20 protein-coding genes are annotated in these 23,569 nt (G+C 33.7%); 12 read left to right on the plus strand and 8 right to left on the minus strand.

The genetic code is table 11. The features are described 5' to 3' along the window. Positions 1-85: 85 nt before the first annotated feature. Positions 86-1,294 (plus strand): BaiN/RdsA family NAD(P)/FAD-dependent oxidoreductase, encoded by a 1,209-nt coding sequence (locus tag OYT91_RS15460; protein ID WP_281238668.1) that lies wholly within the window; start codon positions 86-88, stop codon positions 1,292-1,294. An 18-nt stretch (positions 1,295-1,312) separates the two neighbouring features. Here OYT91_RS15460 and OYT91_RS15465 read toward each other — a convergent pair whose 3' ends face one another. After that, positions 1,313-2,611 (minus strand): TlpA family protein disulfide reductase, encoded by a 1,299-nt coding sequence (locus OYT91_RS15465; protein ID WP_281238669.1) that lies wholly within the window; start codon positions 2,609-2,611, stop codon positions 1,313-1,315. 247 nt (positions 2,612-2,858) lie between these two features. Here OYT91_RS15465 and OYT91_RS15470 point away from each other — a divergent pair, with 247 nt between their 5' ends. Further along, positions 2,859-3,599, plus strand: a complete 741-nt coding sequence (locus tag OYT91_RS15470) for a BamP family beta-assembly machinery protein (RefSeq protein ID WP_281238670.1) — start codon at positions 2,859-2,861, stop codon at positions 3,597-3,599. A gap of 55 nt (positions 3,600-3,654) precedes the next feature. On the opposite strand, the gene OYT91_RS15475 is transcribed toward OYT91_RS15470, so the two are convergent. The 6 genes from OYT91_RS15475 to OYT91_RS15500 form a co-directional block, all read right to left on the minus strand. Further along, a complete protein-coding gene (locus tag OYT91_RS15475) occupies positions 3,655-5,178 on the minus strand; it encodes a RagB/SusD family nutrient uptake outer membrane protein (RefSeq protein WP_281238671.1) in 1,524 nt (507 codons plus the stop codon). A gap of 14 nt (positions 5,179-5,192) precedes the next feature. Further along, complete coding sequence (locus OYT91_RS15480) at positions 5,193-8,300, minus strand: SusC/RagA family TonB-linked outer membrane protein (protein ID WP_281238672.1); 3,108 nt, start codon at positions 8,298-8,300, stop codon at positions 5,193-5,195. Between the two features lie 68 nt (positions 8,301-8,368). After that, complete coding sequence (locus tag OYT91_RS15485) at positions 8,369-9,235, minus strand: ROK family protein (protein ID WP_281238673.1); 867 nt, start codon at positions 9,233-9,235, stop codon at positions 8,369-8,371. Positions 9,236-9,255: 20 nt separating this feature from the next. Further along, entirely contained in the window at positions 9,256-10,512 is a 1,257-nt protein-coding gene (locus OYT91_RS15490; protein WP_281238674.1) for an MFS transporter, read from the minus strand. Between the two features lie 140 nt (positions 10,513-10,652). Continuing rightward, positions 10,653-13,265, minus strand: a complete 2,613-nt coding sequence (locus tag OYT91_RS15495; protein ID WP_281238675.1) for a glycosyl hydrolase 2 galactose-binding domain-containing protein — start codon at positions 13,263-13,265, stop codon at positions 10,653-10,655. A gap of 3 nt (positions 13,266-13,268) precedes the next feature. Further along, complete coding sequence (locus tag OYT91_RS15500) at positions 13,269-14,288, minus strand: SIS domain-containing protein (RefSeq protein WP_281238676.1); 1,020 nt, start codon at positions 14,286-14,288, stop codon at positions 13,269-13,271. 326 nt (positions 14,289-14,614) lie between these two features. Here OYT91_RS15500 and OYT91_RS15505 point away from each other — a divergent pair, with 326 nt between their 5' ends. After that, the gene (locus OYT91_RS15505; RefSeq protein ID WP_281238677.1) at positions 14,615-15,790 is read left to right on the plus strand and encodes a XylR family transcriptional regulator; all 1,176 of its coding nucleotides are present in this window, start codon (positions 14,615-14,617) and stop codon (positions 15,788-15,790) included. A 9-nt stretch (positions 15,791-15,799) separates the two neighbouring features. Here OYT91_RS15505 and OYT91_RS15510 read toward each other — a convergent pair whose 3' ends face one another. Continuing rightward, positions 15,800-16,276, minus strand: a complete 477-nt coding sequence (locus tag OYT91_RS15510; protein ID WP_269223995.1) for a TspO/MBR family protein — start codon at positions 16,274-16,276, stop codon at positions 15,800-15,802. Positions 16,277-16,387: 111 nt separating this feature from the next. On the opposite strand from OYT91_RS15510, the gene OYT91_RS15515 reads away from it, so the two are divergent. The 9 genes from OYT91_RS15515 to OYT91_RS15555 all read left to right on the plus strand — a co-directional run bounded on the left by OYT91_RS15515 (position 16,388) and on the right by OYT91_RS15555 (position 23,542). Further along, the gene (locus OYT91_RS15515) at positions 16,388-17,470 is read left to right on the plus strand and encodes a diphosphomevalonate decarboxylase (protein WP_281238678.1); all 1,083 of its coding nucleotides are present in this window, start codon (positions 16,388-16,390) and stop codon (positions 17,468-17,470) included. A 40-nt stretch (positions 17,471-17,510) separates the two neighbouring features. Then, the gene (locus OYT91_RS15520; RefSeq protein WP_281238679.1) at positions 17,511-17,705 is read left to right on the plus strand and encodes a hypothetical protein; all 195 of its coding nucleotides are present in this window, start codon (positions 17,511-17,513) and stop codon (positions 17,703-17,705) included. A 12-nt stretch (positions 17,706-17,717) separates the two neighbouring features. Then, positions 17,718-17,939 carry a hypothetical protein gene (locus OYT91_RS15525; RefSeq protein ID WP_281238680.1) on the plus strand — a complete coding sequence of 74 codons (222 nt, stop codon included), beginning with the start codon at positions 17,718-17,720 and terminating at the stop codon, positions 17,937-17,939. Between the two features lie 2 nt (positions 17,940-17,941). Next, complete coding sequence (locus tag OYT91_RS15530) at positions 17,942-18,241, plus strand: type II toxin-antitoxin system RelE/ParE family toxin (RefSeq protein ID WP_281238681.1); 300 nt, start codon at positions 17,942-17,944, stop codon at positions 18,239-18,241. 31 nt (positions 18,242-18,272) lie between these two features. Further along, on the plus strand, positions 18,273-19,211 hold the full coding sequence (locus OYT91_RS15535) for a mevalonate kinase family protein (RefSeq protein ID WP_281238682.1): 939 nt from the start codon (positions 18,273-18,275) through the stop codon (positions 19,209-19,211). Positions 19,212-19,262: 51 nt separating this feature from the next. Beyond that, a complete protein-coding gene (locus tag OYT91_RS15540) occupies positions 19,263-20,219 on the plus strand; it encodes a geranylgeranylglycerol-phosphate geranylgeranyltransferase (RefSeq protein ID WP_269223990.1) in 957 nt (318 codons plus the stop codon). 145 nt (positions 20,220-20,364) lie between these two features. Next, on the plus strand, positions 20,365-21,270 hold the full coding sequence (locus OYT91_RS15545; RefSeq protein ID WP_281238683.1) for a pseudouridine synthase: 906 nt from the start codon (positions 20,365-20,367) through the stop codon (positions 21,268-21,270). A gap of 76 nt (positions 21,271-21,346) precedes the next feature. Then, the gene (locus OYT91_RS15550) at positions 21,347-21,709 is read left to right on the plus strand and encodes a nuclear transport factor 2 family protein (protein WP_281238684.1); all 363 of its coding nucleotides are present in this window, start codon (positions 21,347-21,349) and stop codon (positions 21,707-21,709) included. A gap of 69 nt (positions 21,710-21,778) precedes the next feature. Continuing rightward, positions 21,779-23,542 carry a DUF885 domain-containing protein gene (locus OYT91_RS15555; RefSeq protein WP_281238685.1) on the plus strand — a complete coding sequence of 588 codons (1,764 nt, stop codon included), beginning with the start codon at positions 21,779-21,781 and terminating at the stop codon, positions 23,540-23,542. Positions 23,543-23,569: the final 27 nt, after the last annotated feature.

The following is a 23,569-nucleotide window of genomic DNA, read 5'->3' on the forward strand; positions in this document are numbered from 1 at the left end:
TTCTTTATCAAAATATAATCTGCAAATCTGCGGTTATCCCTTCAATAACTTACCTTTGCATTCCAATTTATTTCCTTTTACAATCATGAATCAAAACTTTGACATAATAATAGTCGGCGGCGGAGCTGCAGGTTTTTTTACGGCCATCAATATTGTGGAGAAAAATCCAAAAATGAAAGTTGCCATACTCGAAAGAGGAGCCGAAGTGTTAGGAAAAGTTCGCGTTTCTGGAGGCGGACGCTGTAATGTAACCCATGCGTGTTTTGAACCGAACGAATTGGTGAAGTTTTACCCACGTGGCGAGAAAGAATTGCGAGGTCCTTTTCATCAATTTTGTTCGGGAGATACTATTGAATGGTTTGAGAAGCATGGAGTAGAACTCAAAATTGAAGAAGATGGAAGAATGTTTCCCGTTTCTAATTCTTCGCAGACTATTATAGATTGTTTTATAAAAGCCACTCAAAAATTGGGGATAGCAGTTCTAACTGGACAAAGTGTACAATCGATATTCAAAAAAGATAATTTTTGGAAAGTGGAAACGCAAAACGAAAATTATATTGCAGAAAAATTAGTTCTTGCCACAGGAAGTAACCCCAAAATCTGGGAAATGCTGCAACAGCAAGGTCACGCGATTGTAAGTCCTGTACCGTCATTGTTTACCTTTAACATAAAAGATTCCCGAATCAAAGAATTGCCTGGCGTAGCGGCTCAAGTTACGGTAAAAGTCAAAGACACGAAGCTAACCTCAACAGGACCATTGTTAATCACGCATTGGGGAATGAGTGGTCCAGCCATTTTGAAATTATCGGCTTGGGGAGCGCGAACTTTATTCGATAAAAATTATCAGTTTACCATTTTTGTAAATTGGCTAAATGACATGGATGCCGAAGATGCTGAAAAAGTGCTAAAAACGGTAAAACAAGAACACACCAAAAAAGCCGTTTCCAAAAAATCTCCTTTTGACTTTCCAAACCGATTATGGGAAAGTTTAGTTTTGGCTTCGAATATTCCAGAGGAAACCAAATGGGCAGATTTGTCTAAAGTTCAATTGCAAAATTTAGTGAAACAATTGACTAATTGCACGTTCCAAGTCAATGGCAAAAGCACTTTTAAAGAAGAGTTTGTAACTGCTGGAGGAATCGATTTAAAAGAAATTAACTTCAAAACTATGGAAAGCAAACTACACGAAAACCTCTATTTTGCAGGCGAAATCGTGAATATTGATGCTATTACAGGAGGTTTTAATTTCCAGAATGCTTGGACTAGCGGTTTTATTGTGGCGAGTGCTGTTTAATTTTAATTTCATTATTTGCTATAAATTTGCTTTAATCAATGTCTCCATTTCGGTGCTGGAAGGTCGTGGAGCATCAAGATTGATGATTTTTCCATCTTTTCCAAACAAGACACAACGAGGAATTGTAGATAGGTTTATCTCTTTTAATATCTCGTCTTTTTCTGATTTTATAAGTAAAAAACTGTTCTCTTTGTTGAGGATATCGTTGTATTGAGTCATTGCTTTTTGCCAAGCCGCTTTGCTTTTGTCAATGGATAGAAATAGAAAAGTTACATTTGGGTATTTTTGCATCAGTTTTTTTTCACTCGGTAACTCTTCTCGACAAGGTATGCACCACGATGCCCAAAAATCAACCAGAACCAATCTTCCAGCATGCTTTTTTATAACATCATTAATAATTATAGGTGTTGTTCTTGGTAGTAAATCTTGATTTATTGCATCAATGTATTCTTGGTTTTTGCAGTTTTTTCTAAAAAGTTCAATACTTTGTTCATCAACTACTGTTTTTCCGAATCGATCATTTAAGGAGTAATTAATATTGGTATATAATAAATAATCTCTAATTTTTTGGTTGGAAATATTTTTAGCAACAAAGTCCATTTTAGAATATAAATCATTTTTTAAATTCAGATTCTTCATGGATCTTGCAACATAATTCCATAGCAATTCTTTATATCCTTCGATAGCCAATAACTTATCAGCTTCATTAAAACTTTTTTCTATTGATAAGTAAGTTTCTGGATTTATAACTTTGTTTTCTAATTCATTGAATTTGATTAAACACCAATACATTGTTTGGAAATATTGATAAAATTCTTTTGAAACTTTCTCTTTTTTATAATAAATTTCCAGTAATTCTAACTCTTTGGTATACTCTTTATCAAAATACTTTGATGTGCCATTCAATAAACGGATCTGTTTAAGCTCATTATAATTTGAAATATTTTCAGTTTTTCCGAATTTTTCATAACAATCATTTATGAATTCTGATTCTGATTTTCGATATTTATTGGAGTTGCAATAATAACTGATTAATCCATTTTTATTTATATCAAATTCAATTGTCTCATTTGGGGACACATAAATCAATGTATTTCTAGTAACCTGATTGCATAATAGTGTTGTTGAGCGATCTAATGTTATTTTTAAATCTCTATTATTTTTGTTAAATACGAAGGGTGACTGCAATGATTCTAAAGATTGACAAGTTAACATAATAGCATCATCAGTATTACCAATATATTTAATGAATATATTTTGTGAGAAAGAATATGATGAAATAAAAAATATTAAAAATGATTTTTTTATTGCTTTCATTGGGATCGTTTTTTTATTTTTTTAAGCTTTTTACTAAATGAAATTAAATCCACATTTATTTTATTTTTGATACAGAGTTTGGGGTAGTAAAATCGAATGTACGAATATTATTCAAAATAGTACTTTTGGTCTTTTTATATTTTGACTAATTGAATCAATTAATTAAACAATTAACAAAAATTTACATCTATTCTAAGTTTTTATTAAGGACGATTAGAATAGATTTACTTTCAATAAATTCTTACTTATGAAGGTAAATTTACTTGTTGTATTATTCTTGTTTTTCTTTCAATTTAGTTTTTCTCAAAAAGAAGAAATGCTAAAAGGAAAAGTTTTCAATCAAAATCTTCCTATTAAGGGAGTTGCTATTATTAATTTTAACACTAAAGCTCAAACAAGCACTGATCAGTTTGGTAATTTTTCTATTCCTGCAAAAACAAATGATTTACTCGTTTTTATTTCAAAAGAGTATCAATTGAAAAAGTTGCTTGTAAACGAAAAACTGTATGATGAAAAAGGATTGGCTGTTTATTTGAACCTAAAACCAGAAGAGTTAGAAGAAGTAGTGATTACAAAATTACCTTCCCTGAAATTGAGCGGAAGTAAAGGCTACGAACAAGGAAAAGTGGACGAAATAACTTTGGATAAAGCTGCAAGTAAACCAAGAACTGGAGTTTACGATGGAGCTATAGAAAACGGTGCCGATATCAATCGAATATTTGGAATGGTTTTGGGACTGTTCATAAAAGACAAAGAACCGCCCAAAGAAAAAGGGCCAGAAATTGAATTTGCAGTATTGGCAAAAAACACCTGCAATCAAAAATTCTACCTTGAAACTTTAAAATTAAAACTCGAAGAAATAGATCTTTTTCTACAGTTTTGTGATACTGATCCCAAATCCAAAAAACTAATTAAAAACAGTAATGTTCTTAGCATGATGGATTTTCTATCGGCTAAAAACATTGAATTTCAAAAGATAAAAAATTAAAAAGAGAGGACAATGTAAACTGTCCTCTCTTTTAACTAACCAAATATAACGGAACTTAATACCCTGGATTTTGTTTCATTTTTGTTCCTTGCATTTCATTAAACGGAATTGGGAAAATTTCATCGACACCAGCGTCAAATCCTCTGTTTGCAAGTTTGGTTGCCGCATCTCCCCATCTTACTAAATCGAAAAAACGATGTCCTTCGCCAGCAAGTTCCATTCTTCTTTCATTTTTAATCGCCGAAAGTGATACGGGAATAGAAGGCATGCCTACTCTAGCTCTTACAGCATCCAAAAGTGCTTGTGCTCTTGTTCCTGTTCCTCCCAAAGCTTCGGCTTCTAGTAGATACGTGTCAGCCAATCTGATAATATATGAGTTTTGTTGAAAATTCAAATCGACTTCTCCTGGTCCTTGATTGCGATCTTTGGATCTAGGCAGAAATTTATTTAAAAAATACCCTGTTCCTTGGTATCCGGCATCATAGGTAACTGCACCGTTTTCTTTCAGTTCTTTCAGATCTAATATAGTAGCATGGAAACGGTTGTCGTTTTGCATAGCATCATACAAATCTTGAGTCACGACATTAAATCCCCAACCTGGTGATAAATCCAATTCGGTATCTGTTGTGGTGCCTTTGTCATATTCTCTAATACCTATCATTTGATTGGCCACATTTCCTTCTGCAGCTCCACCAAAGGACTCCGCATCCGATCCCCATTGCGTTTGTGAATTATTGGTGTGTGATACTTCAATTAAGGATTCTACATTAAATTTATACTCATTTTCAAATTTCCATAAATCTTCAAAATGTTCCAACAGATGATTCCCGTATTGATTGGTTCCTCCTGGCGTTCCATTTACTTCGGACAAAACAGCAGCAGCTTCTGTATTTTTTCCATCATATAAATATACTTTTCCGAGCATTGCTTGGGCACCCACTTTGGTAATGCGTCCTAATTCATCATCTGGTAAAGAAACTGGCAAAACAGCAATGGCTTCCACTAAATCTTTTTCGATTTGAGTATAAACCGCTTTGGGATCTGCTTGAACAACAGTTCTCATATTGTCAAGTGTCAATGGTTCAAGTAATAAAGGGATGTTCTTGAACATTCGCACCAAATTGAAATAATAAATAGCTCGTAAGGCTTTGGATTCGGCCGCATATCTGACTTTTAGATTGTTATCCATCGGAATGCTTGGGAGTTTTTGAAGCAACTTGTTGGCTCTGTAAATGCCTTGATAATGATCATTCCATAAACTGGCATAAATATAGGTTGGTGTCAATGCATGTTTCGAAAAATACTGATGTCCCAAACCATCCGAATCATTGGCGCCACCAGCATAAAAATCATCAGAACCTGAGTTCATTACGGTTAAAATATTTTCAAACCCACCTGTGTTTTTTCGTAAGATGTCATACACACCTACAAGCGCACTAGTAGCTTGCTTTTCATTGGTATAATAATCAGATTCTTGAAAAGCACCTTTTGGAGTTACAGTTACAAATTCTTCATCACAAGAACCTAAAGTAACTACTGCAATTGTAATAAATATATATTTGGATAATATAGTTTTCATAAGTTTAGATTTTATTAAAATTGTAAATTAGCACCAAACAAGAATGATCTTGCTTGCGGATAAGTTCCTTTGTCTATTCCAAAAACACCACCTCCAATTTCTGGGTCATATCCTGTATATTTTGTAAAAGTCATTAGATTTTCTCCTGAAACGTAAAAACGTAATTTAGTAGCACCAATTATTGAAATAGCATTTGTGGGTAATGAGTATCCTATTTGAATCAATTTTAAGCGCAAATAAGCTCCGTCTTCCAAGAAAAAGTTTGACATTTTTGTAAAGTTCCCATTGTCATCATTGTAAGTCAATCGAGCATAATCGTTCGAAGTCCCTTCGCCAGTCCAACGATCCAAAACACTGGTTTGATAATTGGCGTCTTTGGCATCCAAATTGCGCAATCCTTGAAATATTTTATTCCCAGCCGCTCCTTGTGTAAAGACCATGAAGTCAAAATTTTTGTAGTCTAAATTTAAAGTTAAACCAAAGGTATATTTTGGGATACTGCTTCCTAAGAACTGTTTGTCATTAACATCTATCGTTCCATTTCCATCGGTGTCTGCCCAGCGGTAATCACCTGGTTTTGCATCTGGTTGGATAATTATTCCTTTGCTGTTTTTATAAGCCGCAATTTCGGCATCATTTTGAAAAACACCAGCGGTTTTAAAACCATAGAATTCATTATAAGAATGTCCAACTTGTGTTCTTGTTACTTCATCCATCGATTGAAATTTGACATCACCCGGTATGAAATTGGTATTCGAATCAATTTGAGTAATTTCATTTTTTAAATAGGCAAAATTTGCATTGGCCGAAAAATTGAAATCACCAAATTGTTTTTTGTAACCCAACTCCACTTCAATTCCTTTATTGTCCATATTGGCAACATTGCCAGTTGGGTATTCAGGAACACCAACATATCCAGGAATACTCACTGGTCGTAATATTCCTTCGGTAGATTTTTTGTACAAATCAATAGTCAGACTAAGAGAATTGAAAAAACGAGTTTCAAAACCAAGAGTTGCTTGAGAGGTTTGTTCCCATCTTAGATCAGGATTATTTAGTGTTCCATTTCCGTAGCCTGTTTGAATGATTCCATCTTTCCCAAAAGCATAATTGTATCCACCAGAAACTAATGATAAATATCTAAAATCAGGTATCGCATCATTTCCAACAACTCCATATCCTCCACGAATTTTCAACAGATTAATTATATCATTGGTTTTCCAAAAATCTTCTTTGGAGGCAATCCACCCCAAATTGAATGAAGGGAATACACCGAATTTATTATTTTCCCCAAAACGAGAAGATCCATCGCGACGGATAATTCCAGTAAAAATATATTTCTCTTTGTAGTCGTAATTAACTCTTGAGAATAATGAAGTCAATTTATGCTCCGTCATATCATAAGCCGTTACATATCGGTCTGAAGCTGGAACATCAAAGTTAAAAGAGGCATTACGATAATCGTTAATTGGCAAATTTGAATACGTCACGGCAGATCCTCCTCCATTATTACTGGAATAGGATCCTTGTCCCAATAAAACAGTTAAGTTATGATCCCCAAATTTGTTTGAATAAGTCAAAATGTTTTCAATGTTCCAAGCAAAATCCTTGTACTCACTTTTGTTGTAACTGTTGATCGGATTGGTAACATTTGGATTCAAATAAAATACGGGTATAAAAGCTACACTTCCGCCAATAGATTGCTTGGCACCAAAAGTGGATCTAATTTTAATGTTTTTAGAAATAGTTGCTTCCAAATAAACATTCCCTACCAAGTCATAAAACGACTGATTGTTTCCCAATCTAGTTTTGGCATAAGCAACAGGATTGGTAAAATCTTGCGAAAGATATTCGGATATACCATAAGGATTGCCATTTGCATCACGCACTACGGGATTTGTACTATATGGTGGTGCATTTGCCAAAATAGGATCTGTTTCTACAATTGGGGTAATTGGATCAAGATGAATGGCAGACCCAAGAACTCCTCCATATTCCGTATTTGTTTCCCCAATTCCAACTGTTTTTTGAGTAGTAAATCCAAGAGTTTGCCCCAATGTAAATACTTTTGAAATTTTGTGAGTAGAATTTAAACGGAAATTCCTTTTACTGTAATTTGAAATTTCGGTTGAGACAATTCCTTCTTGATCTAATAGTCCAAAAGAAGTATAAAAATTGGAAACATCATTTCCGCCACTGATGCTTAATTCGTGTGAGTAACGAAAAGCACCTGTATTGAAAATAGCTTTTTGCCAATCTGTCCCTGCTCCTAATGTGGCAGGATTTGAAAATTTTTCAGGTAATCCTGATGCGCTATATTTTTCGTTCATTATTTCGCCATATTGACTGGCGTTTAATAAATTTAATGTTTTTTCTGGTGCCGAAAACCCAGCAAATCCATTATAATTAACCGTAAATTTTCCTGATTTTCCTTTTTTGGTTGTCACCAAAATAACGCCTGTTGCTGCACGAGTTCCATAGATCGCCGCCGAAGCTGCATCTTTAAGAACCTCCATAGATTCTATATCAGATTGGTTCAGAAATCCTATTCCGCCAGCATCAACCACCACACCGTCAATTACCCAAAGGGGATCGTTTCCTCCCTCTCCAAAAGTAGTTATCCCTCTAATTCTAATTGTAGAAGCAGAACCAGGTGAACCTGAATTGGAAGCAACTGTAACGCCCGAAACCCTTCCTTGTAAAGCTTGCTCAATACGGCCATTGGGTACTTTTTCCAGATCTTTGGCTTTGACACTCGAAATGGCCCCAGTAACAACACTTTTCTTTTGAGTACCGTATCCAACAACCACAATTTCATTGAGTTGGTTTTGCTCTATTGTCATTACAACTTTGAGAGCATTTTTGCCATTCACATTTATTTCTTGGGTTTTAAAACCAATATATTTGAAGATCAAAACAGTATTTTCTCCTGTATTTTTTATAGTAAAGCTCCCGTCAAAATCAGTTTGAGCTTCTGTATTGCTGCCTTTTATTTGTATAGAAACTCCAGGAAGTGGTGCGTTAGAATCCGTCACTATTCCCGTTATATTTTGGGAATAGATCAAACTAGTGCAAATCATAGTTATAAAAACTAAAAAGCCTTTTTGTAGACTATTTTTCATACGTGATAATTTAATTGGTTAGTAATAGGTTAGATAATATATAGGTGGTTTAATTTTAATTCGAGAATTTATGATTCTAAAATAGTTTCGGTTTTAAAATTATAAACCAATGCTGCAGCTCCTAAAACAGCACTGTTCTTAAGTTCTGATTTTTCTATTTTTAAAGTTTTCAATGCAATGGGATACATATAATCTTCCAAATCTTTCCAAACCGCTTCAATAAAAAATTCAAAAGCATTGCTGATGGATCCTCCAAGAATGATTACTTCTGGATCATAGGCATATAAAATAATTTTCACCACTTCAGAAAGGTTTTTTCCGTATTCTTCAAAAGTGACCAATGCTTTTTGATCTCCATTTTTGGCGGCTTTATAAAGTTCTTCGCCGTCCAAACCTTTAGAAGTAAAAAATTCACTGGCAGTATATTGTTCAATAATTCCGTCTTTGTAAGAAATGCTGCCAATTTCACCCGCGCCTGTGTTGGCTCCATGGTACAATTTATTGTCTATAATGATGCCGCTTCCTAATCCTGTTCCTATAGTTACACCAATAAAATTTGAGGCATTAATTCCTTTTCCGAAAAAATTCTCTCCTAAGGCGAAACAATTGGAATCATTATTTACATACACTGGTGTTTTAAAATGGTTTTCGAGTATTTCTTTTAAGTGTACTTCTTTCCAAGAGGGTATGGCAACTACATCATAAACAATTCCTTTTTCTGAATCAACAACACTTGGAACACCAATTCCAATTCCTTCGCAATCCGATTGAAATACTTGCTCAATGGCTTCAATTAATCGGTCTAATACGGCTTTTTCAGATTCTTTTGCAGGGGTGTCTAAAGTACATTCGGAAATTATTTCTTTACCTGAAATTAGACTTGCATGGATTTTTGTTCCACCCATATCAACGCCTATAGTTTTTCTTTCCAACATTTTATATTTTTATATAATGATTAATTTTCTTTTACTTTTTTTAAATTTATTGTAGCATTTGTAATTAAAGGTTTTGCCCAAAAACCAATGCTTAGGATGTATCCAAGGGTTATAAAGAGTAGGGTCATCGCAAAACGCAACCCAATGATGTCTCCCAATTTTCCAATGATTAAAGACATTACCGCACCACCAACAATGCCTGTACATAAAATTCCGGAAAAAGCACCGTGATTGCTTTCAAGAGAATTCAAAGCGAGAGAAAACACAATAGACCACATTACCGATAGCGCAAAACCAGAAAGTGGAAAAGCATACAACGCCATTTGTGCAGGACCAAAAAGAGCAATCGTCAGGCATATAATTGCAGCAACAGTAAACAAGATGAGTACTTTCCGACTGTCCATAAATTTAAGTAACAGTAAACCCAGCAAGCATCCAGCGGTCAATAGTCCCCAGAAATAAGCAACGGCTTCAGCTCCTATAGTCTGAGGATCGTAACCGTGATAATCACTTAGAAATTTGGACATCCAGTTGGCAATTCCCTGTTCGGTGCCTACATAAGCAAATGTTCCGAAGAAGAATAAAAGCACGGTTTTGTTCTTTAGCAAATCTTTGTAAACACTCCAAGTTCCTGCTTTTTCGGTTTCCTCTAATTCGAATTTTGGAAATTTAAAAAGTAGAATAATTACCACCATTGCAAGTGCCGTGATGGCAAAAATCCAATAGAGTGAAACCCAGTTCAGGTTTTCTGGAACCAATTTTGAAAGGATTTCCAAAAAAGCATTTGAATTTGTACCGTCGTGTTTGATATTAGTAACCAAATAACTGTAAACCAAGGGACTTAAAAAAGAGGCCAATCCAAAAAACAATTGTGCCATTACAGAATTAAAAGCAAAATGTTTTTCGCCACCAGAAACTCGGAGCAAAGGATTAATTGCAACCTGTAAAGCAGCCATTCCAATTCCTATTAAAAATAAAGAAACCAGTGCCATGGAATAATAAGGGAATAATCCAAACAATAAAGAACCCAATGCTGCCATTAGAAACGAAAAAGCCATTACTTTTTTCTCTCTGTATTTTTCGAGCAAAACTCCTGCCGATGTTGACATCACTCCGTAAGCTGCAAAAAAAGAAAAGGGAAGAAACCCAACCATTCCGAGAGATAATTTGTAGCTGTTAATAATATCGGGGATTAATGGTCCCATAATATTAGTCAAAAAAGAGATGACAAAAAAGGTCAGAAATACTAGTCCTACGGTTAAATTATTGTTTTTCATTGGTTTGTGATTTTTAAAGAGGTTCAGATTTTGGCATAGGTTTTCCCTTTCGGTTATGACGTCTTTATTTTTAGACTCATAACCACTCTGTTTTTGAATAATGAAAAGCCATTATTCAGTTGATATTGAAAGTGATTTTTTTATTCTACATTCCAGCCTTTGTATTTGAAAACAGGTTTCTCTCCTTTCAAAGCCGAGGCAGGAAAAGTGACTTTGATTGTCCTGCTTTCTTTTGGAACTAAAGAAATATAATTGTCGTCCCATAAAACTGGAACTATCGATTTTCCTGATGTTTCTCCCATTATACTCAACTCAATCAAAAAGGCAATTTTGTCTGATGGATTGCTAAGTTTTACAGTGACTTCATATTCCTCATTTTGCTTTTTAATACTATTTTCAGTTTCGATTTTAACTTTAGGTAATTTGTCTAAATCTTTAAAATCAGCATGTTCTACCAATGGCGTATTGATCCAATCTGATTTTTTGAAATCGAAAACATCTTTTTTGGTCGACAGCCAATAAAAATTATCAGCAATTGCCTTTCCGTTCTCGTCTGTTAATTTTAGTTTCAAAAAATATACTTTGGAATAATTCTGGTCATTCGGCAAGTCAATTATTTTATGCGAAGCATTTCCGTTCACAGCAATTTTGTCGTTTTTTTCGAAAATCAATTTTCCATTAAAATCAAAAATTTGAATTGTTGCCTGTAGATTGTTGGCAGTCTGCGGATTCAAATTGCTTGCATAAACTGCATTATCACCATAGTTGTAAGCAATGTTTACAGGACGTGCACCAGACCTTGCCCCATAAAAAGCAGCATTGGGTAATAAATTATAATCCCAGAACTGCCAAATCAATTTAGGCCAAGGCGAATTGTACATCCATTGAATGATTCCTGTTGTTTTGCTTCTGTTGATTGCAAATGCCTCATACATAGCGCGCATGGATTCCAAGTTGGATGCTTGACTTTTAAAAGTAAAATCTTCCACATTGTTTTGTTCGCCATATCTGTTATTGAAAGCCTTTACGTACCGATTAAGCGTGTTAAATTCATTTCTTCCACAGTGAAACTCCCAAGTTGCGTTTATGGGCCATAATTTATCTTCGGGAATCATACTTTTCAGTACTTCAAGCGAAGGGACTTGTGGTCCTGGTCCCGTTTCGGTATTAAATCCAAAAGCACCTCCATTTTCAGTGTCGATAAACCAATAGTTGGGTGCTACATATTCGTATGGGCCTCTCATTTTTACAGCCGTTTTACCCGAAATCTCACTATCCATTTCCTTGCAAGACATTAAAAGAGGTCTTGAAGAATCAATTTCATTAAATAAAACATGGTATTTTTTTTCCAATTCCGGGCGAGGTAATTTGTCACTTCCCATAACCCAAACAAAAATACTAGGGTGGTTTCGCAACCAATTGACGTGATCTCTAGTGTAGTTTACAATCAAATTCATGTCTTCTGGAGTTTTGATAGACATAAAATCATCCTCGGGTTTGTCCAGATAGGCGTTCCATTCCCATTGACAACTCCAGCCGACCATCATTAAGAGCCCCATTTCGTCGGCCATTTCATATATTCTTTCACTATTTCCCCAAAAACCTTCCATACGAACGGTGTTCATGTGGGTTTGTTTTACATATTGCAATTGTGCTTTTACTTTTTCTTCGGTGTCGTTTAAGAACATTCCATCAACCCATCCGCCTCCTTTTATTAAAATTTCAACACCGTTTAGTTTGTATCCTCGATAACCTTCTGCAGTGATATAATCTTCGACTTCACGAATGCCAAAAGTGGTTGTTTTTGAAAAAGAAACAGTATTATTTGTTTCTATCGTCATATTCAAATTGTACAAATTTGGTTTCCCCAATTCATACGTCCACCACAAACGTGGGTTTTTAATTTTCAATTGACTAAAATCGGAAGCATTAAAAACAACCAATTTTTTCTCGAAAGGCTGAAGCGTAACTTTCTTTTCGAAATTGATGTTTTCAATTCGGCCTTTTACAATGGCTTCGACCACTACTGAAGTATTGTTTACCGCCTCGGCAGTTATTTGCAGTTCGGCAATTTTGTATTCTTTTTTGTCAATTTTTGAGGTTACAAAAATATTGTTTAAGCTGGTTTTGTCCGAAATCTTAAGTTTTACAGGTCTCCACAATCCCAATTCTCGGTCTGGAGCCATAGGTGCCCAATCGACAAAACCAATCGAAGGTTCATTCTTTTTTTGATGAAATACTTCTACAGCAAGTGTGTTTTTACCTTTTACTACGCTTTTTGAAATGTTTAAAGAAAAAATTCTAAAACCACCAAAAAGACTATCTGCAGCTGCTATTTTTTTGCCATTCAACCAAATATTGGCGCGGTAATTGATTCCTTCAAAAATCAGCTCTGTGTTTTTGGAAGAATCCCCGATAGTAAACTCGTTTCTGTACCACCACGGGGTTCTAAATCTAGTGGTGTCTACTTTGTCAAGATTGTCTCCCATAAAAATATCCCGATATTCATTATTGGCAATTAAAGACGCCATTACGGTTGATGGGACAGTAGTTTTATACCATTTTGAATCATCAAACCCTTTTTGTGAAATTTTATCTCCTGTAGTATTTACTTTCTTTGAAGATTCTATACTCCATCCTTCTTTTAGTTGATGTTCAAATTTTATATTTTGAGCATTTAAAGTTTCCATTTTGCACAACAGCAATAAAAGGAATGCAATAAATAAACGAATTGTATGGTTTAGATTTTTCATAATTTATACTTCTATAAGGTATTCATTTCCAATTTTTCTAGCGCGTTCCGGCTTATCCAAATCAATGTCTAAATGTAATCCGCATTCAACCAAAAGATTCCAGCCGGCGGCCATTTGCAAATAGGTATCATAATACTCAATTTCATGAATCAAAATAGTAGGAAACAGTGTTTGACGATTTGAAATTGCAATAATATTGATACCAACACCTTCTTCCAAATGAGTTTTGAATTTGTGTTCTTCCTCTTCAATAGGATCAATAATAATCATCACATCATTTGGAGTCATAACTTCTTCGGCTCCGTGAAGGGCGTATGTTCCTTCTAAATAAACCGCTTTTTTTCGAATAATTTCTTGCGTTTTGAGCGTCAACTCTTCGGCCACACCGTTGTTTCTACCAGCAAAATAAATGGTGTCAGCATTTAGTATTTTGATTATAATATCCTCGGAAACAGCAATGGACAACGCATTTAAAAATTTGAGTGACAATTCATCCAAACTAGGTGTTTTTACATCTTGTAATTTACAAAATAAAGTGTCAAAAAACAAAGCTTGCTCAATTACACTGATAGTTGCTGCTACAGATTTTTCGAGGCCACATTTTAAGACATTAGTCTGTTGGGCTATATTTTCTAATGGTGTTGCAGTATTAGCGGTAACGGCAAATAGTTGGGTGTGATTCGAATTTTGCAATTGGGTAAACAAACCAATAAGTTCACTTGTTTTGCCAGAATTGGAAGCACCAAATACAATAAAATGGGTTAAATCATATTCTTTTGCTTGACTTGCCCCTTCCGTTTTTATGTCAAAATCAGTTGCATAACGTAACGAATTGCTGATCATATTCTTTGCAGGAAATATTCGGCTGCTTCCTTCTCCAGTGATAAAAAACTTTTTATTATTTTCTATCCTATTTACAAATGGGATAACATCTTTTGAATTAAAATTCCGAATTAATTCGGCTGTATGCATCATATCAGTACACAATCCGAATTTTTTATATTTTGTATCTAATCTATTCATTGCTATTTGAAAATTATGTAATGTTGTTAAATCGCATTAGGCCGTTTAAAAGGGTATAATTATTTTTTTTAGTTTAAACCCTTAATTTAATTGATGAAATGAAATTTTAATTTTGTGTAAAACAACCGAGAACGATTGAAATATTTTCTAAAAAAAGATTCCTGTATTTAAATTGAAAAGCCTTTAAGGATAACTAGGAGACAAAAATAGGTTCGTAATTTGATTCTTAATGGTATATTTGCGGTAATTAATCTTCATTTTGCGAACAATTAATTTTAAGAAATTAGATTAGTCAATAAAACATTGTTTTAAATATCACATCAAAAATGACACCCAAAATTCTGTTGTTAGTTAATTTTTCTGAAGAATATGGACGAGGACTTCTCAATGGAATCGCCAAATATTCGAGATTATTTGGGCCTCTTAATTTTTGTCGCATTCCTTTAATAAATGGCAGTAAGAAAGATTTAAAGAATGTTATTACATGGGCAAAAGCATGGGGAGCAGATGGAATTATTGCGCAAATTGAAACGGAACGATCGTTTGAAAAATTACTTCAACTTGAAATCCCAATAATTGCTCAAGATACTAAAGAACGGTTTTTAGAAATTCCGAATATTACCGGTTTATATAAGGAAACAGGGCAAATGGCCGCCACTTATTTTGTAGAAAAAGGATTTACCAATTTTGCTTTTTATGGTTTCGACAATATGGTTTGGTCTAGAGAAAGGTGTGAAGGTTTTTCTAACAAAGTCAAAGAATATGGTTTTGATGTCTATGTATATCAGCATCAAAAAGAGGAAACGCCACCATTATGGAGTTATAAAGAATCGAGTCTCTCGGATTGGCTGAAGGCTTTGCCAAAACCAATTGCAATAATGACTTGCGATGACAATCAAGGACAGCATGTGACCGAAGCGTGCAAAGCAGTTGGAATCAATGTGCCTGAGCAAGTGTCGGTTCTTGGAGTGGACAATGATTTGAGTATTTGTAACTTATCCGATCCGCCTTTGTCGAGCATCTCTTTGAATACCGAAAAAGCTGGTTTTGAAACGGCACAATTGCTTAGTAAAATGATTGCAAATAAAGATTTTAAATTCACTGATATTTATGTTGAACCCCTTCAAATTATTACACGAAGATCAACTGATTTTTTAGCAGTAGATGACAAAGAGGTGAGTAAGGCACTCCATTTTATTTATTATAATTTTAAAGAGTTAATTTCAGTTGACGATGTTGTTAATGCAACAGCCTTGTCCAGAAGAGTATTGGAAAAAAGATTTCAGTCCGTTTTAAAACGAAGTATTTTGGACGAAATTAACACATTGCGAATCAAGCAAGTAAAACAACTTTTGATAGAAACAGATTTGTCTGTAACTGAAATATCCGATTTTTGTGGCTATACCGTTATCAAGAATCTTTCAAGATATTTTCGAAGACACGAAGGTGTTAGTCCTTTAGAATATAGAAAACTGAAACAAACAAAATTGATATCGTTGTAAATCAAATCACTATCGATTCAACCACCAAATACTTCCATTCAAAACAGCGGCAAAACTAACCCAAAGCAAATAAGGAATAAACAAATAACCTGAAATTTTGTTGATTTTGGCAAATTGTACATAAGTTTCGTAAATCATAAGCCACAATATAATAATTTCAAGACCGGCCAACATTGGGTTTTTTAATCCAAAAAACAAATACGACCACAAGGCATTTAATGCTAGTTGAATAGCAAAAAACAGCAAAGCTTTTTTTACGATTTCTTTCTCAAAATCAATTCTGTTCCAAACCAATCCTGCAGCAATTCCCATCATGATATAAAGAGTACTCCAAACTGGCGCAAAAATCCAATTGGGTGGATTGAAACTCGGTTTAATCAAAGTAGGATACCAAGTTGTTATCGCAGAACGGGTAACCATTCCAGAAAAATAACCAATAACTAGACAAGTTGCAACAATTGCTAAAATTCGAGTAATCTTATTCATTTCATATTTTTAAGAAGAGTCAAAAGTAATTAAAAAACTTTCTAAAGATTATACAAAATAGGAAAACCTCATTTTCGTTAAAAAAAGTATCTTTGCTCAAATTTTTCATTTATGATTGCAGCTACCGATTTTATACCTAAGCCTTATACAAATAGTTTAAACCAAGGAAGTTTTACTTGGAGTGCACCCAGTAACATTGCTTTGGTAAAATATTGGGGCAAAAAAAACAACCAAATTCCAGCCAATCCATCAGTTAGTTTTACGTTGAACAATTGCAAAACGATTACAACTTTGGCTTTCGCCAAAAAACAAAAGGACGGTAATTTCTCTTTCGATTTGCTTTTTGAAGGAAAACCCAAAGAAGATTTTAAACCAAAAATTCAAAAATTCTTGGAAAGGATTGAAGTTTACTTGCCTTTTTTGAAAGAGTATCATTTCACGATTGATACCCAAAACACATTTCCTCATAGTTCAGGAATTGCTTCTTCGGCATCGGGAATGGCAGCTTTGGCTATGAATTTTATGAGTTTGGAAAAAGCGTTACATCCTGAAATGACCGAAGAATATTTCTTTAAAAAAGCATCATTTTTGGCGCGATTAGGCTCAGGAAGTGCTTGCAGAAGCGTAAAGGGACAAGTAGTAGTTTGGGGAAATCAAGCCAATATAAAAGGAAGCACAGATCTGTATGGAGTTGAATATCCGTATGCAATTCATGATACTTTCAGAAATTTTCAAGACACCATTTTGCTCGTTGACAAAGGAGAAAAACAGGTTTCGAGTACTGTGGGACACGATTTGATGCACGATCACCCTTTTGCCGAAAGGCGATTTGCTCAAGCTCATGAAAACTTAGACAAACTGATTCCTGTTTTTGAAAACGGAAATCTCGATGAATTTATAACCATTGTAGAAAGTGAAGCATTGACTTTGCACGCGATGATGATGACTTCTTTACCTTATTTTATTTTGATGAAACCGAATACTTTACAAATTATTAATGCGATTTTGAAATTCAGAAATGAAACTAAAATACCGGTTTGTTTTACTTTAGATGCCGGTGCGAATGTGCATGTTTTGTATCCAAATGCGGTTAAAGAAAAAGTGTTGCAATTTATTAAAGCAGAATTAGTTGGCTATTGCCAAAATGGTCAGTACCTTTGCGACGAAATTGGAAATGGTGCATTGTTGAATTGATTCCTTTTTTTCTTATCTTTAGTTTCTAAATGCGACAATCATGGATTTGAATGCGGAGAAATTAAAACTAATTAAGAAGATTTTGAAAACCAAAGATATTTCGATTTTGAAAAAAATACGCTTGGTTTTTGAAAATAATGACAGAGAGCTTTGGAAGGAATTAACTCCCGAACAGCAAGAAGAAATAAACATAGGAATACAAAATGAAAATCGGTCTGATGTAGTCGATTTTTAAAATAGAATCATCATGGATATACAATTTGAAAAATCGGAATTGATGAAAAAGTTGGAAGAAACCAATGATTTGTCTATAATTGAAGCGATAAAAAATATTTTTCAATCGGAGAAAAAAGACTTTTGGAATGAGTTAACTCAAGAACAAAGGGATGAAATTGAAGAAGGAAATAGACAAATTGAAAGAGGTGAGTTTGTGGATTTTGAAGAATTCATTAAGAAGTACATTGAGTAAAAATGAGAGAAATTAAAATTTCAATTAATGCTCAAAAAAAGACAAAAATAATTTTAGAATATCTTGAGGCGAAATGGTCTGAAAGAGTTAGAATTAAATTTGCAAAGAAATTGTACGACTCACTAAAAATAATTAGAGCGAATCCTGAGATCTTTCCTAAATCAGTAACGAATAAAAAATTTCATAAATGCGTAGTTACAAAACAAACAACTTTGTTTTATACCTACACAAGCAAACGAATATATGTGGTTGCGCTTTTTGACACAAGACAAAACCCATCGAAAATAAAAAAAATAGAATAATTACCAACCCCAAATTGATAATTTATAAAATATGAAAGGACCTTTATTTTACTCAAAAATATTACTTTTTGGAGAATACGGAATTATTCGTGACTCCAAAGGATTATCAATTCCGTATAACTTTTACAATGGCGCACTTAAGAAAGAATTAAATCCTTCTGAAGAAGCCATAAAATCCAACGGTCATTTGAAACGTTTTGTAGTCTATTTGGAAACCCTTCAAAAAGAACAACCTGATTTGGTAATGTTTGATTTAGAGACTTTAAAGAATGATGTTGAAACAGGGATGTATTTTGATTCCAGTATTCCTCAAGGATACGGAGTAGGCAGTAGCGGAGCATTGGTAGCTGCTATTTATGATAAATATGCGCAAAATAAAATCACCGTTTTAGAAAATCTAACCCGAGAAAAACTATTGAGTTTAAAAACAATTTTTTCTCAAATGGAAAGTTTTTTTCACGGAAAAAGCTCAGGATTGGATCCCTTAAATAGTTATTTGAGCATCCCGATTTTAATTAATTCCAAAGACAATATTGAAGCAACTGGTATTCCTACTCAAAGTTTTGATGGAAAAGGAGCTGTATTTTTATTAGATTCAGGCATTGTGGGTGAAACCGCTCCAATGGTCAATATTTTTATGGAAAATTTGAAAGACAAAGGGTTTCGTACGATGTTAAAAACTCAATTTGTAAAATATACAGATGCTTGTGTAGAAAATTTCTTAGGAGGCGATATGAAGTCTTTGTTTGAAAACACAAAACACTTATCAAAAGTAGTTTTGAATAACTTTAAACCAATGATTCCAGAACAATTTCATGGTATTTGGCAAGCAGGTTTAGATTCAAATGATTATTACTTAAAATTGTGTGGATCTGGTGGAGGTGGTTATATTTTAGGATTTACAGAAGATCTTGAAAAAGCCAAAGCATCTTTGAAAGATTTCAAACTTGAGGTGGTTTATCAATTTTAATTTACTTTTTTTAAATACAAAATCACAACTCATAAACCTTAAACCTACTCCATGTTAAGCAGGCAGAATAAACTTTTTCTATTAAAAATGTTCAGTTTGTTCTCTGTAGTAAGAGGTTATAATATTCCTATTATTGCTTTAGCGCAGTATCTTTCGGCAATATTTATTTTGGCTCCAGAAAAAAGGGCCTTGGCAGTGCTTTTAGACTTCCACCTTTTTATAATAGTCTTGGCCTCTAGTTTAACCATTGCGTCAGGATACATTATCAACAGCTTTTATGACAGTAAAAAAGACTTAATTAATCGACCGAATAAATCACATTTGGATCGTTTGGTAAGTCAGAGAACAAAACTTCGAGTCTATTTTAGTCTTAATTTTTTTGTAGCGGTGATTGCTTTTTTTGTCTCATTTAGGGCAGTTTTATTTTTTTCTGTTTATATTTTCTTGATTTGGTTTTATTCGCATAAAATAAAAAAATACCCCCTTATTGGAAATTTAATGGCTGCTTTTTTGGCTGTTTTACCTTTTTTTGGAATTCTACTTTACTATTATTTAAAAATGCCTTTGTATGAAATAGAAAACAATAGTGGTAAACTTGCCGTTATTCTTTCTCATGCTACATTCTTGTTCCTTTTGATTTTAATTCGGGAAATGATTAAAGATCTTGAGAATATAAAAGGTGATTTGGCCAATGATTACAAAACCATTCCAATTATTTATGGAGAAGAATTTTCAAAAAGAATAATAACGATTTTAACTATAATGACCATCTTCCCTGTATATTTCTTAATTGATGTATACGATGTTGGGTATATGGATATTTATTTTTACTGTTGTTTTATTGTTCTCATTTTCTTCTTACTCTATTTATGGAAATGGAACACCAAAGAACAATATGTCGTGCTTCACAACGTTTTGAAATTCATAATAGTAGCAGGTGTTTTTTGTATCGTCTTAATAAATCCAAGTGTTTTGTGGCATGGCAAAAAAGTATTGATGGCTATATAATCAAGGATTCTTAAAAGCAAACCACTCTATTTTATTTTTACTCACTAAATTAAAACGCATTTAATTAGATAGTTAGCTTTTTCTAATTGCCAAAAATCGTTTCTCAATGATATAAATAGTATCTTTGCACAAATTATAGAATATTATGAACAATAAGGACGGCAATAATAGAGGAAGTGGACCAAGAGCAAACAGCTCTAGACCTAGTTCAAATAAGCCAAAACCTGCGATGCAAAAAAGGGCACAAGGGCCAAAAAAAGTAAAAACAATTGTTAAAGTTGCCGATACTACTGATAAAGTAGAGAAAAAACCGAATCAAGCGCCTAAAAGACCTAAAGCAAAAGACGAAATTCGTTTGAATAAATACATCTCAAATTCTGGGACTTGTTCAAGACGTGATGCCGATATTTACATTCAATCCGGAAATGTAAAAGTAAATGGAATTCCAGTTGTAGAAATGGGATATATGGTAAAACCCGGAGATGTTGTGAATTTTGACGGAGTGGTTTTGACTCCAGAGAAAAAAGTTTACATCTTATTAAACAAGCCCAAAAATTTTACTACTGCACTTGATGAAGGTCAAGAATACAGAAATGTTTTAGAACTTGTAAAAGGTTCTACCACTTCAAAAATTGCTCCAATAGGCAGAATGGACAAAAACACAACGGGACTTTTGTTGTTTACAAATGATACCGATATGATTCGTAAATTTACTTTACCAAGTCAAAAATCATCCAAAATATATCAAGTTTCTTTAGATAAAAATTTAAAATTTGAAGATTTAGAAAAAATCAATAAAGGACTTGTTCTTGATGGACACCGAGTATTTGTTGAAGATGTTAGCTATATTGATGGTGAAGCAAAAAGCGAAATCGGAATTCAATTAAGATCGGCAAACGTAAAAGTGGTTCGTGCTATTTTTGAAAATTTCAGTTATGACGTTTTAAGAATTGACCGTGTAGCTTTTGCAGGTTTAACCAAGAAGAATTTACCAAGAGGAAATTGGAGGCTGCTCACAGATCAAGAAATTATTAATCTGAAGAACGTATAAAACTTTTTTCTAATAAAAATCTCAAATCCCTTTCACTTCAAATGTAAAGGGATTTTTTAATTAAAAAATAACCAGAATGACACCAGAAAAATTACAATCTATCGCCTTTAAATGGTTTGACGCTTTTAACAATCATAACTTAGAACAGTTACTTTCATTATACGATGACGAGGCAGCCCATTTTAGTCCAAAATTAAAAATTCGTCAACCTGAAACCCAAGGATTAGTTACTGGAAAAGAAGCTTTAAGGACTTGGTGGCAAGATGCTTTTGATCGTTTGCCAACATTGCATTATAAAGTAACTTCGCTTACGGCCAATGCAGATCGTGTTTTTATGGAATATGTTCGCACTGTAAAGGATGAGGAAGATATGCTTGTGGCTGAAGTTCTTGTTGTTAAGGAAGATAAGATTGTAGCTTCTAGAGTCTATCACGGATAGTTTAAGATTTAATTAACATACAAAAATGGTCTTTTGGTTAGATTTACAACTTATTATTAAACCCCAATTATGAAAAAAACCTATATTTTTTTGTTTGCAATTGCAGCATCAATTGCATTAACTAATTGTAAATCAAATGAAAAAAAGCAAGATTTCACGGCTTTGACTAAAAGTTATTTTGACGATAAAAACGCTTTGGACCCTTTGGGCGCTACTCAAAATGGTCAATCGGCATACAATGATCAGTTGCAGTTTGAAATGACCGATTCTTATAGAAAAACACAAGCAACTTTTTTTAATAAGTACGAAACAGAATTGGCCAAAATAGACCAAGCTTCTCTTTCAAATGAAGAGAAAAACAGTTTCGAAATTATGAAATGGGAAATTCAAGTTGGGAAACTAGTATTGAAACAACCTTCAAACTTAATGCCTATCCATCAATTCTGGGGAACTCAAGTTACGATGGGGCAATACGCAGGTGGAACCTCTGCTCAACCTTTTAAAACTGAAAAAGATTACGCCAATTTCTTAAAAAGAATGGACAAGTATGCTGTTTGGATTGATTCGGCAATGGTGTATATGAAAAAAGGAATGAAAGAAGGTGCCGTTTTGCCAAAAGCTTTAACCCTAAAAGTAATTCCACTCTTTGCAGACATGCCAACAGCAAAAATAGAGGACAATTTATTTTATTCTTCTATAAAATTAATGCCAACTTCTTTTAGTGATGCTGTTATAAAGGATTTGACTGCAAAATATACTACAGCAATTAATGAAAAGTTAATTCCGCAGTATAAAAAAATGACTGAATTTTTAAAAAACGAATACCTTCCAGCTTCCAGATCAACCAGTGGAATAGGCAGTTTGTCTTTTGGAAAAGAACTTTATAAAACATATGTAAAACAATGGACTACTACTGAAATGACCCCTGAAGAAATTCACGAACTTGGTCTGAAAGAAGTAGCGCGTTTGACAATAGAAATGGAAAAAGTCAAAAAGCAAGTTGGCTTTAAAGGGACTTTATTGGCCTTTTTTGATGAAGTAAGAAATAAAAAAGAGTTAAAACCATTTCATAAACCAGAAGAAGTAATTGCAAATTTTGAAAGGATTTATACCAAAATAAAACCAAACGTTGATAAGCTTTTTTCTTTGCAGCCACATTCTAAATTTGAAATTAGAAGAACAGAAGCTTTTAGAGAAAAAACAGCAAGTGCTGAATACAATCAAGGATCTGCAGATGGAACCCGACCAGGTATTTTTTATGTTCCGGTTCCAAATGTAACAGAGTATAATGTTTATGGCGACGAAGATTTATTCTTACATGAAGCTATTCCTGGGCATCATTTTCAGATTTCATTACAACAAGAAAATGCAGCTTTGCCTGATTTTAGAAAGTTCGCTTGGTTTGGTGCCTATGGTGAAGGCTGGGCATTATATACAGAGAGTTTAGGAAAAGAATTAGGATTGTATCAAGATCCATATCAATATTTTGGAATGTTGGGCAATGAGATGCATAGAGCTGTTCGATTGGTCGTAGATACAGGAATGCACAACAAAGGATGGACTAGAGAACAAGCCATAGCGTATTCACTAGCTCATGAAGCTGAAAGTAGAGAAAGTATCACTACAGAAATTGAAAGATATATGGCAATTCCAGGTCAAGCTTTGTCTTATAAAATTGGGCAATTGAAAATTATGGAATTGCGTAAAAAAGCAGAAACAAAAATGGGAGCTCAATTTGACATCAAAAAATTCCATGAAAAAGTATTAGAATCAGGTGTTTTGCCTTTGGCGTTATTAGAAATGAAAATTAATGAATGGATACAAGAAAAATAATTTTTAATTTGAATTAACTTCGTTTAA

Origin of the sequence: Flavobacterium praedii (assembly GCF_026810365.1) — a bacterium.
In the GTDB taxonomy this organism is placed as follows: Bacteria; Bacteroidota; Bacteroidia; order Flavobacteriales; family Flavobacteriaceae; genus Flavobacterium; species Flavobacterium praedii.

Bases quoted from the DNA above. Each gene is read 5' to 3' on its own strand.
- OYT91_RS15460 (WP_281238668.1), top strand. From the start codon at position 86: ATGAATCAAAACTTTGACATAATAATAGTCGGCGGCGGAGCTGCAGGT.
- OYT91_RS15465 (WP_281238669.1), bottom strand. From the start codon at position 2,611: ATGAAAGCAATAAAAAAATCATTTTTAATATTTTTTATTTCATCATAT.
- OYT91_RS15470 (WP_281238670.1), top strand. From the start codon at position 2,859: ATGAAGGTAAATTTACTTGTTGTATTATTCTTGTTTTTCTTTCAATTT.
- OYT91_RS15475 (WP_281238671.1), bottom strand. From the start codon at position 5,178: ATGAAAACTATATTATCCAAATATATATTTATTACAATTGCAGTAGTT.
- OYT91_RS15480 (WP_281238672.1), bottom strand. From the start codon at position 8,300: ATGAAAAATAGTCTACAAAAAGGCTTTTTAGTTTTTATAACTATGATT.
- OYT91_RS15485 (WP_281238673.1), bottom strand. From the start codon at position 9,235: ATGTTGGAAAGAAAAACTATAGGCGTTGATATGGGTGGAACAAAAATC.
- OYT91_RS15490 (WP_281238674.1), bottom strand. From the start codon at position 10,512: ATGAAAAACAATAATTTAACCGTAGGACTAGTATTTCTGACCTTTTTT.
- OYT91_RS15495 (WP_281238675.1), bottom strand. From the start codon at position 13,265: ATGAAAAATCTAAACCATACAATTCGTTTATTTATTGCATTCCTTTTA.
- OYT91_RS15500 (WP_281238676.1), bottom strand. From the start codon at position 14,288: ATGAATAGATTAGATACAAAATATAAAAAATTCGGATTGTGTACTGAT.
- OYT91_RS15505 (WP_281238677.1), top strand. From the start codon at position 14,615: ATGACACCCAAAATTCTGTTGTTAGTTAATTTTTCTGAAGAATATGGA.
- OYT91_RS15510 (WP_269223995.1), bottom strand. From the start codon at position 16,276: ATGAATAAGATTACTCGAATTTTAGCAATTGTTGCAACTTGTCTAGTT.
- OYT91_RS15515 (WP_281238678.1), top strand. From the start codon at position 16,388: ATGATTGCAGCTACCGATTTTATACCTAAGCCTTATACAAATAGTTTA.
- OYT91_RS15520 (WP_281238679.1), top strand. From the start codon at position 17,511: ATGGATTTGAATGCGGAGAAATTAAAACTAATTAAGAAGATTTTGAAA.
- OYT91_RS15525 (WP_281238680.1), top strand. From the start codon at position 17,718: ATGGATATACAATTTGAAAAATCGGAATTGATGAAAAAGTTGGAAGAA.
- OYT91_RS15530 (WP_281238681.1), top strand. From the start codon at position 17,942: ATGAGAGAAATTAAAATTTCAATTAATGCTCAAAAAAAGACAAAAATA.
- OYT91_RS15535 (WP_281238682.1), top strand. From the start codon at position 18,273: ATGAAAGGACCTTTATTTTACTCAAAAATATTACTTTTTGGAGAATAC.
- OYT91_RS15540 (WP_269223990.1), top strand. From the start codon at position 19,263: ATGTTAAGCAGGCAGAATAAACTTTTTCTATTAAAAATGTTCAGTTTG.
- OYT91_RS15545 (WP_281238683.1), top strand. From the start codon at position 20,365: ATGAACAATAAGGACGGCAATAATAGAGGAAGTGGACCAAGAGCAAAC.
- OYT91_RS15550 (WP_281238684.1), top strand. From the start codon at position 21,347: ATGACACCAGAAAAATTACAATCTATCGCCTTTAAATGGTTTGACGCT.
- OYT91_RS15555 (WP_281238685.1), top strand. From the start codon at position 21,779: ATGAAAAAAACCTATATTTTTTTGTTTGCAATTGCAGCATCAATTGCA.